This window comes from Burkholderia sp. IMCC1007 (assembly GCF_027257875.1).
Lineage (GTDB): Bacteria > Pseudomonadota > Gammaproteobacteria > Burkholderiales > Burkholderiaceae > Burkholderia.
Genome location: NZ_JAPVQY010000104.1, coordinates 1 through 11949, shown reverse-complemented (window position 1 = coordinate 11949; position 11949 = coordinate 1). Strand labels below are relative to the sequence as shown.

General features: G+C 67.5%; 11 protein-coding genes. 4 read left to right on the top strand and 7 right to left on the bottom strand.

Translation table 11 applies throughout. The features are described 5' to 3' along the window. On the top strand, nucleotides 1–659 hold a 659-nt coding region (locus tag O1Q03_RS39090), incomplete at its 5' end, for an electron transfer flavoprotein-ubiquinone oxidoreductase (protein WP_269511292.1). Between the two features lie 99 nt (nucleotides 660–758). Here O1Q03_RS39090 and O1Q03_RS39085 read toward each other — a convergent pair. Genes O1Q03_RS39085 through rbsK form a run of 3 tightly spaced genes read right to left on the bottom strand, consistent with a single transcriptional unit; the run spans nucleotide 759 to nucleotide 4062 of the window. Continuing rightward, on the bottom strand, nucleotides 759–1712 hold the full coding sequence (locus O1Q03_RS39085) for a dihydrodipicolinate synthase family protein (RefSeq protein WP_269511290.1): 954 nt from the start codon (nucleotides 1710–1712) through the stop codon (nucleotides 759–761). A 44-nt stretch (nucleotides 1713–1756) separates the two neighbouring features. Further along, nucleotides 1757–3076, bottom strand: a complete 1320-nt coding sequence (locus tag O1Q03_RS39080) for an MFS transporter (protein ID WP_269511288.1) — start codon at nucleotides 3074–3076, stop codon at nucleotides 1757–1759. 59 nt (nucleotides 3077–3135) lie between these two features. Continuing rightward, nucleotides 3136–4062, bottom strand: coding sequence for a ribokinase (gene rbsK / locus O1Q03_RS39075; protein ID WP_269511285.1), 927 nt, complete (start codon nucleotides 4060–4062; stop codon nucleotides 3136–3138). A 253-nt stretch (nucleotides 4063–4315) separates the two neighbouring features. On the opposite strand from rbsK, the gene O1Q03_RS39070 reads away from it, so the two are divergent. Next, nucleotides 4316–5392 (top strand): LacI family DNA-binding transcriptional regulator, encoded by a 1077-nt coding sequence (locus tag O1Q03_RS39070; RefSeq protein ID WP_269511283.1) that lies wholly within the window; start codon nucleotides 4316–4318, stop codon nucleotides 5390–5392. Between the two features lie 99 nt (nucleotides 5393–5491). On the opposite strand, the gene aroC is transcribed toward O1Q03_RS39070, so the two are convergent. The 3 genes from aroC to O1Q03_RS39055 form a co-directional block, all read right to left on the bottom strand. Continuing rightward, nucleotides 5492–6592: a chorismate synthase gene (gene aroC / locus O1Q03_RS39065; protein ID WP_269511281.1), complete on the bottom strand. Its 1101-nt coding sequence runs from the start codon at nucleotides 6590–6592 to the stop codon at nucleotides 5492–5494. 210 nt (nucleotides 6593–6802) lie between these two features. Beyond that, nucleotides 6803–8737 carry an MFS transporter gene (locus O1Q03_RS39060; protein WP_269511279.1) on the bottom strand — a complete coding sequence of 645 codons (1935 nt, stop codon included), beginning with the start codon at nucleotides 8735–8737 and terminating at the stop codon, nucleotides 6803–6805. A gap of 139 nt (nucleotides 8738–8876) precedes the next feature. Continuing rightward, nucleotides 8877–9326, bottom strand: coding sequence for a CBS domain-containing protein (locus O1Q03_RS39055; RefSeq protein WP_269511276.1), 450 nt, complete (start codon nucleotides 9324–9326; stop codon nucleotides 8877–8879). Between the two features lie 158 nt (nucleotides 9327–9484). Here O1Q03_RS39055 and O1Q03_RS39050 point away from each other — a divergent pair, with 158 nt between their 5' ends. Next, a complete protein-coding gene (locus O1Q03_RS39050) occupies nucleotides 9485–9802 on the top strand; it encodes an Mpo1-like protein (protein ID WP_269511274.1) in 318 nt (105 codons plus the stop codon). An 18-nt stretch (nucleotides 9803–9820) separates the two neighbouring features. On the opposite strand, the gene O1Q03_RS39045 is transcribed toward O1Q03_RS39050, so the two are convergent. Further along, entirely contained in the window at nucleotides 9821–11152 is a 1332-nt protein-coding gene (locus O1Q03_RS39045; RefSeq protein ID WP_269511272.1) for a YihY family inner membrane protein, read from the bottom strand. Nucleotides 11153–11295: 143 nt separating this feature from the next. Here O1Q03_RS39045 and wrbA point away from each other — a divergent pair, with 143 nt between their 5' ends. Next, nucleotides 11296–11916, top strand: a complete 621-nt coding sequence (gene wrbA / locus O1Q03_RS39040; protein WP_269511270.1) for an NAD(P)H:quinone oxidoreductase — start codon at nucleotides 11296–11298, stop codon at nucleotides 11914–11916. Nucleotides 11917–11949 lie beyond the last annotated feature (33 nt).

Sequence of the window (11949 nt, the reverse complement as noted above, 5' to 3'; positions counted from 1 at the left end):
TCCTGAACGCGTCGCGGATCAAGGGCAGCCACGCGGCGATCAAGACCGGCATGCTGGCCGCCGACGCCGCATTCGACGCGGTGCAGGCCGGCCGTCAGTCGGACGAATTGAACGCGTACCCGGATGCATTCAAGCAATCGTGGCTGTACACGGAGCTGTACCGCGCGCGCAACTTCAAGCAGTGGATGGCCAAGGGGCTGTACCTCGGCACGCTGATGGTGGGGCTCGAGCAGAAGGTGATGGGCGGCAACGTGCCGTGGACGCTGCACCACAAGCACGCGGATCACGAGATGCTGAAGCCCGCGTCGCAATGCACGCCGATCGAGTACCCGAAGCCGGATGGCAAGCTGACGTTCGACCGGCTGTCGTCGGTGTTCATCTCGAACACGAACCACGAGGAGAACCAGCCGGCGCACCTGACGCTCAAGGATGCGAGCGTGCCGGTGAACGTGAACCTGCGCACCTACGCGGGGCCGGAGGCGCGTTTCTGCCCGGCGGCCGTGTACGAGTTCGTGAAGAACGACGACGGCAGCGATCGCCTGGTGATCAACGCGCAGAACTGCGTGCACTGCAAGACCTGCGACATCAAGGACCCGACGCAGAACATCGTGTGGGTCACGCCGGAAGGCGGCGGCGGGCCGAATTACCCGAACATGTAACCTCCCGGAAGAACGCCGCCTCGCGCGGCGTTTTTTTCGTCCGTTCGGCATTGCGCACCGCCCGCCCGCATTCGCGGGCAACGATGAGCGCCGCCTGTACTAGCGCGCCGCGATCCGCCGACGGAAATGCTCGGTACCCGACACGATCTTGTCGAGCACCGCGTCGAGCGCCCAGAAGCGCTCGCGCACGTCGTAGTCGATCGCGCGGCAACGGATCGATCCGAACGTGCCGATCCGTTGGTGATAAATCTTCGCGAGCGCGGGGTAGCCGAGTGCTTCCGATACCGCAGCGACCACCAGGAACGTCGACAACTCGTCGGCCAGTTCGGGATCCGAGTCGCCGTGCGTGCGCAGCCACTGATACAGATCCGGATGGAAGTTGGTGAACACGCCGTTGAAGCCGGCGGACCCCGCCTTCATCGCATCCCATGCGATCGCCGCGTTGGCGTTCAGGATCTTCAGCGGCGAACCCGCGGCGAGCGCGACGCGCCGCTTCACCGTCTCCAGATCGCAGCTCACGTCCTTCAACATCACGAAGCGGCCGGTGTCGATGCACGCGCGCAGCTCATCGTCGGACAGCAGTCGCCGGTACGGCGCCGGACATTCATACAGGCCGAGCGGCAGATCCGACGGCAGTCGGGCCAGCAGCGCATGGAGATGATCGAGAAACGCGGCGGTGCCCTTGCGCTGCGGGTCGAGCCGGTTGGTCACGAGCACGACGCCCTGCGCGCCGGATTCGGCCGCCGCACGAAGCTCGGCGGCCTGCGCGTCGATATCGTCGCTGATGTGCCCGGACGCGACGACCGGCACGCGCCCGGCCACCCGCTCGACCACGAAGCGTGCGAGTTGCGCACGTTCGGCCAGACTCAGGAATTGCATCTCGCTCGATTGCGCGACCGCGAACAACGCGTCCGAGCCATGCGCCAGATACCATTCGATCAGCCGCTCCAGCCCGGCGTAGTCGATCGCGCCGGCGTCGTCGAACGGCGTCAGCATCACCGGCACGATTCCCTCGATCGTCGTGCTCGGACGCTGCTGGGGTTGGGTCTGCATCTGTTTCTCCTTGCTTGGGTAAAGGCTTCGGCCACGCCGCATACTCAGGCCGGCAACGCGCCGGGCGCCGCGCTCGCGGCTTGCTCCGGAATCGGCTTGCGCACCAGCACCAGGTAGGCGATCGCGCCGGCGAACGCGATCGCCGCTGCCGTCAGCAGCGCCGGCACGAACGACCACTTCTGCGCGATGACGCCCGTCAGGATCGGCGCGAGTGCACCGCCGATGAAGCCGCCGAAATTCTGGATCGCGCCGAGCGATGCGATGCGGCTCGGCGGTGCCGCCGCCGTCGCAAGCGCCCACGAACATGCCGACGCCGCATTGGCCAGGAAGATCACGATCGAAATGCACGCAAGCGCGACCGTATTGCTCTGCACGAGCGCGGCCGGAATCGTGAACGCGACCATCCCGAGCATCGCGACGACCACCGCATTGCGCCGGCTCACGACAGGCGAGCGGCTGTGCCGCGTCACTCGATCCGACAGCCAGCCCGCCAGCAGCGAGCCGATGAACCCGCACAGGAACGGCACGGACGCCGCGAATCCGGTGCGAACGAGGCTCATGTGCCGCTCCATCGTCAGGTATCCGGGCAGCCAGGTCAGATAAACCCAGTTCAGATACACGGAACCGAAGAAGCCGATCAGCATGCCCCAGGTCGTGCCGTGCGAAAACAGGCTGCGCCATTCGGCGAAGGTCAGTTTGGGCGCGGCAACGGCAGTCTGCGCATCGGCATCGAGATAGTCGCGCTCCGCTGCGGTCAGTTGCGCGCGTGCCGGATCGCGGTACAGCGCGAACCACACGGCCGCGACGACGAGACCGAGCGCACCGGTCGCGATGAAGGCCCAGCGCCAGCTGAACGACGCGACGAGAATCGACAGCAGCAACGGCGCAAGCGCGGTTCCGAGCGGCGATGCCGCGTTGAAGATCCCCGTCGGCGTACCGCGTGCGCGCAACGGAAACCAGTTGCTCACCGCCCGTGCCGCCGACGGAAATTGCGGCGCCTCGCCGATGCCGAGCGCGATGCGCGCCACGATGAACCAGCCGAAGGTGCCGACGATCCCGCCCGCGGCCTGCGCGACCGACCACACGATGAGGCCGATGCCGAGCAGCCGGCGCGGCCCGATCCGATCGACGAGGCCGCCGACCGGAAACTGGCACAGCGCGTAGCTCCACGAGAACGCCGACAGCAGCAGCCCCATCTGCGAAAGCGACAGCCCGAGATCGTTCCGGATGGCCGAACTCGCGACGGCCAGCGTACCGCGATCGAGATAGTTGACGATCCCGCTCGCCATCAGCAACGCCAGCGCGATACGTTGTCCGCGCCGGATACGGGGCGGCGCACTCGGAACAGCGTGATTTTCGTCCATTGCGTTTGTCTCCATGTCATCGACGGGTGCGGACGCACCCTGTCCGTCGTGCGCGGCCTCTAGCGGGCCATGCGCTCCACTTCTTCGCGTGTCGGAATCGAGGTCTGCGCGCCGCGGCGCGTCACGCTGATCGCGGCTGCACGCTGGCCGAAGCCGATTGCGTCGTCCATCGACGCGCCGCCCGCGCGGGCCGTCGCGAACCCGCCGACGAACGTGTCGCCGGCCGCCGTCGTATCGACCGCGACCACCGCGATCGCGTGATGACGGCCGCTGCCCGCGCTGCCGCGCCAGCAGACGCCGCGCGCGCCGAGCGTGACCGGCACGTTGCCGACGCCCTTCGCGCACAGCGCGTCGGCCGCGCGTACCGCCGACGCATCGTCGCCGACGGCGATGCCGGTGAGCGACTCCGCTTCCGTTTCGTTGACGACGAGGTAGTCGATCCGGCCGAGCAATGCGTCGAACAGCGGTTGCGCCGGCGCCGGATTGAGCAGCACCGGCGTGCGATGCGCGACCGCCCGCGCGATGGCGTGCGCCACGGTCGCGATCGGTACCTCGAGCTGGCACACCATCAGCGCGGCCGCCGCGATCGTGTCGCGGGCCGCGTCGATCCGCGCGATATCGAGGCGGTCGTTCGCACCGGGCACGACGACGATGCTGTTCGCGCCCTGCGCATCGACCGTGATCGTGGCGACTCCCGTCGCCTCTCCTTCGATCCGGTGCAAATGCGTGACGTCGATGCGTTCCGCGGCGAGCGCGCCGTGCAGGCGCGTCCCGAACGCGTCGTGGCCGACGCAGCCGATCATCGCGACCGCCGCACCCAGGCGCGCAGCCGCCACCGCCTGGTTCGCGCCCTTGCCGCCGTGGACCGTCTGGAACGTGGTGCCGAGCAGCGTTTCGCCCCGCACGGGCAGCCGCGGCGCGTGCGTGACGAGATCGACGTTGACGCTGCCGACGACAGCGATCCGGGGTGCCTTTGCTTCGTTCATTTACAGATGTAACCGCTTACATTTTCGACGAACAAAATGGCCGAATCGGCCATCGTCGACGACGGAAATTTGATGACGTTTCGTGACGCGTGTGGACCACGCGTCTGACATAATGCAGAACAGCATCGAGATAGCGCTTACATTCGCATAAGCGACAATGAAAATGCAAGTGGAACCGCGATGATCGAGGGTAAACGATGGCGTTTTTGACGACAGGCAGCCCGCACGGCACAACCGTACACGGAGACGATCGATGAGCACGCCCCCGCCCCGCGGCACGGCGCGCGCGCGCCGCGGCAACGGCCGCTCGGTGCTGGGCGACGTCGCGAAGCTCGCCGGCGTGTCGACCGCGACCGTTTCGCGCGTCTACAACGATCCGGGCAAGGTTTCGGCCGACGTACAGCAACGCGTGCGCGACGCGGCTCGCGCGCTGAACTGGATTCCCAATGCGGCCGGCCGCGCGCTCGCGTCCACCCGTACGCATATCACCGGCGCGATCATCCCGACGCTCGACGACCAGGTGTTCGCGTCGCAGGTCGCGGGCATGCAGACGGTGATGGCCGAACGCGGCATCACCCTGTTTCTCGGCTGCTCGAACTACGATCCGGCGCAGGCGCTCGCACAGGTGCGTGCGATGCTGTCGCGCGGCGTGGAAGCCGTGTCGCTCGTCGGCGAAGCGTATCCGCCGGAGGTGTTCGAACTGCTCGACCTGCACCGGGTGCCGTACGTCGTGACCTACGCGTATCGCGACGACAGCCCGCACTGCTGCATCGGCTTCGACAATCGCGCGGCATTCGCGCGCCTGACCACGCATCTGATCGACCTCGGACATCGCGATTTCGCGATCATCATGCAGCCGTCGGCGGACAACGACCGCGTGCAGGCGCGCCTGCGCGGCATTCACGACACGCTTGCCGCGCACGGGCTCGCGGTGCGCCCGGTTCATCTGCACGAAGGGCCGGCCACGATCGCGTTCGGACGGCAGAGCCTGCGGGCGATCGCGCACGGCGCGGCGCCACGGCCGACGGCGGTGATCTGCGGCAACGATGCGCTCGCGCTCGGCGCGCTGCTCGAGGCGCAGGCGCTGGGTCTCGACGTGCCGTCGCAATTGTCGATCACCGGATTCGACGATGTCGCGCTGGCGCGCGAGATCCGGCCGTCGCTGACGACCATGTGGGTCGACACGGATGCGATCGGGCGCAAAGCCGCGCACGCGTTGCTCGACGCGCTCGAGAACGGCCAGCCGGGGCCCGGCTGCGCGGTGCAGCCCGAGTTGCGCGTGCGGGAATCGGCGGCGCCGCCGGCGCCGAGCAGCAGCGTGCGCGAGTAAGCGGCGCGCCGATACGCGACGGCACAGTGAAAACGGGGCGCCACAAGCGCCCCGTTTCGCATCGGACCGGTCGAGCCGGCAAGCGCCGGCGCTGTTTTGTCAGGTCGCGCTGCCTGCGATCTTCGGCGTCGGCGTCTCGACGTCGCCGCACTGCGCACGATGACGCAGCGCATGGTCGATCAGCACCAGTGCGAGCATCGATTCGGCAATCGGCGTGGCGCGAATGCCGACGCACGGATCGTGGCGGCCGAAGGTTTCCACCGTCGCCTCGTCGCCGGATTTCGTGATCGAACGGCGCGGCGTGCGGATGCTCGACGTCGGCTTGATCGCGATCGACACGGTGATGTCCTGCCCGGTCGAAATCCCGCCGAGCACGCCACCCGCGTGATTGCCGACGAAGCCGGCCGGCGTCAGTTCGTCGCCATGCACCGAGCCCCGTTGCGCGATGCTGTCGAAGCCCGCGCCGATCTCGACGCCCTTCACCGCGTTGATACTCATCATCGCCTTCGCGATATCGGCATCGAGCCGGTCGAACACCGGTTCGCCCCAGCCGACCGGCACACCCGATGCAACGACGTCGATGCGCGCGCCGATCGAGTCGCCGTCCTTGCGCAGCGCGTCCATGTACGCCTCGAGTTCCGGCACGATCGCCGCGTTCGGCGAGAAGAACGGGTTCTCGCGGACGTGCGACCAGTCGACGAACGGCACGTCGATATCGCCGAGGCCGCTCATGTAGCCGCGCACCTCGACGCCGAAGCGCTCGCGCAGCCATTTCTTCGCGACCGCACCCGCGCCGACGAGCGGCGCGGTGAGGCGCGCGGACGAGCGGCCGCCGCCGCGGTAGTCGCGGACGCCGTACTTCTGCCAGTACGTGTAGTCGGCATGGCCGGGACGGAACGTCTCGACGATGTTGCCGTAATCCTTGCTGCGCTGGTCGGTGTTGCGGATCAGCAGCGCGATCGGCGTGCCGGTCGTCACGCCTTCGAACACGCCGGACAGGATCTCGACCTGGTCGGCCTCCTGGCGCTGCGTCACGTGCCGCGACGTGCCGGGCTTGCGGCGATCGAGCTCGACCTGGATGTCGGCTTCGGTCAGCCCCATTCCCGGCGGGCAGCCGTCGATCACGCAGCCGATCGCGGGACCGTGCGATTCGCCGAAGGTCGTGACAGTGAAAAGCGTGCCGAGGGTATTGCCGGACATGATGGAACCGCCCAAAGAGAAATGGGCAAACCGATGCGCTGCCGGGGCTGCGGGCAGTCGATCGTTTGCCGGTCGAAAAAGAGGTAAGCCGCTATTATGCCAGCCGTCCCGGGCTCGCGGGCCGTGTGAACCGTTCAGACCACCGGCGCCGCTCGCGCTGACGCGCCCATGCGACCACCGGCGGGCAGCGTCGGTGCGCCGGCGCCGCGCTCACTTGCGCGCGCCGCGCAGCTCGGTTACCGCGGCCTGCAGCACTTCGGGCGTCGCGACCGACGCGGGAATCGGCTCGCCGACCGCGAGCGTCAGCCGGCTCATCACGCCGCGCTTGATGGGCCGCGGCATGCGCGCGTCGGCATGGCGGGAGAAATAGCTGCCCCAGAGCCCGCGCAGCGCCATCGGGATCACGGGCGCCGGCGTGCGGGTCAGGATCTCCGTAATACCGTGGTGGAAGGTGTTGATGTCGCCCGTCTTGGTCAGCTTGCCCTCGGGGAAGATGCACACGAGTTCGCCGTCCTTCAGCGCGGCCTCGCACGCATCGTACGCGCGGGCGAGCATCTCGGGATCCTCGTGGCGCGGCGCGATCGGAATCGCCTTCGCATGGCGGAACACCCAGCTTGCGAAACGCGTGTTGAAGATCCGGTGATCCATCACGAAACGGATCGGCCGCGGGCTCGCGGCGGCCAGCACGAGCGCATCGACGTAGCTCACGTGATTGCACACGAGCACGGCCGCGCCCTCCTCCGGGATCCGCTCGCCATGCACCAGCCGAATCCGGTAGAACGTGTGCACGAGCACCCACGCGACGAAGCGCAGCAGGAACTCGGGGACGAGCAGGTAGATATACGTCGCGACGACGACGTTCAGCAGCGCGGTGACGAGGAACAGGCCCGGGATGTCGACGCCGGCCTTGGTCAGCCCCATCGCCATCAACGCGGACAGGATCATGAACAGCGCGTTGAGAATGTTGTTCGCGGCGATGATCCGCGCACGGTGGGTGGGCGCGCTGCGGCTCTGGATCAGCGCATACAGCGGCACGCTGTAGAAGCCGCCGAACATCGCGAGCAGGAACAGGTCGGCCAGGATGCGCCAGTGGCGCGCGCCGGCCAGGAATTCGCCGACCGACAGCAGATGGCCCGGCGACGGCAGCGCATGGCTCGCGAAATACAGTTCGATCGCGAACACGCTGATGCCGATCGAGCCGAGCGGCACGAGGCCGATCTCGACGCGCCGCTGCGACAGCCGCTCGCACAGCAGCGAGCCGAGGCCGATCCCGACCGAGAACGTCGCGAGCAGGATCGTGACGACGTCGGGGCTCGCGGACAGCACGTCCTTCGCGAAATTGAAGAACGACGTGAGGAACGTCGCGCCGACGAACCACAGCCACGAAATGCCGAGCAGGCTCAGGAACACCGTGCGGTTCTGCCGCGCGAGGCCGAGGTTGCGCCAGGTCTCGCTGAACGGGTTCCAGTTGATCACGAGATCGGGCTGCGGCGCCGGCGTCGACGGCACGCGCTGCGCGACGAGCCGCCCCGCCAGTGCGATGACGACGACGCTGACCGCCAGCACGCGCTCGCCGCTGCCTTCGATGCCCGCAGCCGCGCCGCCGATGATCGTGCCGATCAGGATCGCGATGAACGTGCCCATCTCGACGAGGCCGTTGCCGCCGACCAGCTCATGGTCGCCGAGATGCTGCGGCAGGTACGAATACTTGACGGGGCCGAACAGCGTCGAGTGCATCCCCATCATGAACGTGCACAGATACAGCAAGGTTGCGCTGTGCGTGACGAAGCCCGCTGCACCGACCAGCATCAGCACGATCTCGAACGTCTTCACGAAGCGCGTGAGCGTCGCCTTGTCGTATTTGTCGGCAATCTGCCCGGACGTGGCGGAGAACAGCACGAACGGCAAGATGAAGATCGCGGAAATCAGGAACGCGGCCGTCTTCGCGTCGACGCCGGAGAAGCGCGCGGTGTGATACGTGACGAGCGACGTGAAGCCGATCTTGAATACGTTGTCGTTCAGCGCACCGAGGAACTGGGTCGTGAAGAACGGCGCGAAACGACGCTGGCGCAGCAGGTCGAACTGGGATGCGTGCTCGCGGCGTTCGCCGCGCGAGCCGGAAGAGACTTGCGTGTGATCGCTCATTCGGAATACGCGCGCGTCGTCTGCGCGACGCTGCGCGGGCCTTGTGTTGTTGTTGAAAAAACGGCGGCGCAGGCTGAACCTGCGCCGCCGTGCGCCGGATGGCAGCGCCCGCGCATCATCGCAACGGGCGCGACGGGTTTCACGGCTTGTGCGCTTCGGCTTCCGGCCAGTCGCGAATGTACGCCTTCAGCATCCGGTTCTCGAAGCTTTGCGCTTCGACGACCGTCTTCGCGACGTCGTAGAACGAAATGACGCCCATCAGCACCTTCTTGTCGAGCACCGGCATGTAGCGCGCGTGGCGCTCGAGCATCATCCGGCGCACTTCGTTGATGTCGGTTTCCGGCGTGCAGGTGAGCGGCTCGTCCATCACCTTGCGCACCTGGACGTCGCCGATCGCGCCGCCGTTTACGTGCAGGCGCAGGATGATCTCGCGGAACGTCAGCATGCCGACGAGATCGCCGTACTCCATCACGACGAGCGAACCGATGTCGTGCTCGGCCATCGTGTCGACCGCTTCGCGCAGCGGCTTATCGGGCGTCACCGTAAACAGCGTGTTGCCCTTCACTTTCAGAATATCGCTGACGCGCATCGTAGTCCCCTCATGCTTGAATGCAAATCCGCTTTCGATCGTATCGGAAAGCCTGTCAAAAAGAAAGCTCGGGCCGGCGCGCCGCGGCCGCCGCGCTTGCGGACGCCGGCCGCCCGCCGCACAATGAACGGCATGGACGGCGGCCCGAGGAGACGGCCATGGCGCATACGCATTCGGAGCATTTCGCCAGCTTCGCTGATTTCTACCCGTACTACCTGAACGAACATCAGAACCTGACGTCGCGGCGGCTGCACTTCATCGGCTCGCTCGGCGTGATCGGCTGCATCGCGATGGCGATCGCGACAGGTTATTGGCTGTGGCTGCCGGCGGCCGTCGTGTGCGGCTACGGCTTCGCGTGGGTCGGACACTTCTTCTTCGAAAAGAACCGCCCCGCCACGTTCCGGCATCCGATCTACAGCCTGATGGGCGACTGGGTGATGTTCAAGGACATCTGCACCGGCAAGATTCCGCTGTAACGCCAGCGAGGTACCACGTCACGCCGTTTTCGGCGGCCGCGCGTGCGCGTCGGGCCCGGCGTCGGCCGCCTGCCCCGCCGCGGACGCCTCCGGCGGCAGCCCTGCCAGCCCGTGCGCAGCGATCAGCGACGCAAGCGACACGTCGAACCGGTCGTTCGACAGCACCTCGAGCAGCGCCGCGCCGTCGACGTGGCTACGGCGCCGCTGCAGCTGGTAGGTCAGCTCGGTACGGTCGATCACCAGCACGTCGAACAACTGCGCCAGCGTCAGGTGCTCCGGGTTCGCCAGCAGGATGTAGCGCGGCGCGAGCTCGGCGCCATCCAGCCGCGCGATCCATTCCCGCTCCTCCATCGTCAGCAACAGCCGCTGCGCGGTTTCCATGTCGCAGCGCAGCATGGTCGCGAGGCGTATCGCCGGATAGCCGGCCTTGCCGACCGCGCGCGCCTCGGCCAGCCGCGCGAGCAATTCGAGCGCGTCGAGCAGGTCGCTGCCCGGATAGTGGATGCGATGGAACTGGCCCACCCGGATCGCGGGCAGCGCGGAGGCGACCATCGCGCCGAGCAGCGCGATGAACCAGCTCAGGTACACCCACAGCAGAAACACCGGCAGCGCCGCGAACGCGCCGTAGACGGCCGTGTAGGTCGGAATGCGCCGCACGTAATAGCCGAAACCGCGCTTCGCGAGCTCGAACGCGACGGCCGCGAACAGGCCGCCGATCACCGCGTCGCGCCATGCGACCGTGCAGTTCGGCAGGTACACGTAGAGCAGCGTGAACGCGAGCACGGTCAGCGGCAGCGAGGCGAGCGTGAGCAGCCACTCGATCAGCGTGGTCGACGGTGCGGCGCCGGTGAACGCCAGCGACTGCGTAAACAGGTACGACGAGATCGACAGGCTCACGCCGAACAGCAGCGGGCCGAGCGTGATCAGCGCCCAGTACGCGAGCACGCGCTGCGCGAACGGCCGCGGCTTGCGCACGCGCCAGATCAGGTTGAACGCGGATTCGATCGTCATCATCGTCATCACGGACGTGACGACGAGCACGATCAGGCCGGCCGTCGTCAGCCCCTTGGCCTTCGACGCGAACTGGTTCAGGTACTTGAAGATCTGGACGTTGAACTGCGCGGGCATCAGGTGATCCGCGAGGAACCCCTGCAGCGAGATCTGGAACGACGCGAACATCGGAAACGCGGTGAACAACGCAAACGCGACCGTCACGAGCGGCACGAGGGCCAGCATCGTCGTGAACGTGAGGCTACCCGCCACTTGCGGGATGCGATCCTCGGCGCTGCGCCGGGCCGCGAACTGCGCGAGGCGCTTGATGGTGTCGAGATCGACGCTCAACTTCGGCAAACGGCTTCTCCTTCTCGATGAGCGCGCCCGACGGCGCGCCGCCGCCGCGCTGCGCGACGGCTTCAGCCCCTATAATAGCCGCTCGATCCAGCAGGGGCCGACTGCACCGGGCATGCGCGCGGCCGCACGCGGCCCCGTCGCCCATGAAAGACATTCTCGTCCTCTATTACAGCCGCCACGGCGCCACGCGCGACCTCGCGCTCGCGATCGCGAACGGCATCGACAGCGTACCGGGCATGCAGGCGCGGATCCGCACCGTGCCATCGGTGTCGGCAGTCTGCGAAGCCACCGCCCCCGACATCCCGGCCGACGGCCCGCCGTATGCGGAGCTGCGCGATCTCGAGGAATGCGCGGGCCTCGCGCTCGGCTCGCCGACCCGCTTCGGCAACATGGCCGCATCGCTCAAGTATTTCCTCGACGGCACCACGCCGCAATGGCTGTCGGGCGCGCTGACCGGCAAGCCGGCCTGCGTGTTCACGTCGACCGGCAGCCTGCACGGCGGCCAGGAATCGACGCTGCTGTCGATGATGCTGCCGCTGCTGCATCACGGGATGATGATCGTCGGGATTCCGTACACGGAATCGGCGCTCAGCACGACAAGCACCGGCGGCACGCCCTACGGCGCGTCGCACGTGTCGCAGCACGATCGCAGCGCGCCCGCAGGGCTGTCGGCGGACGAAAAGGCGCTCGCGGCCGCACTCGGCGTGCGGCTCGCACGCGCGGCGGCGGCGCTCGCCGCCGCCCAGGCCGCCGAAGCCGCATGAACGCGCCCGCCCGCTCCGCCCGTCCCGCCGTCG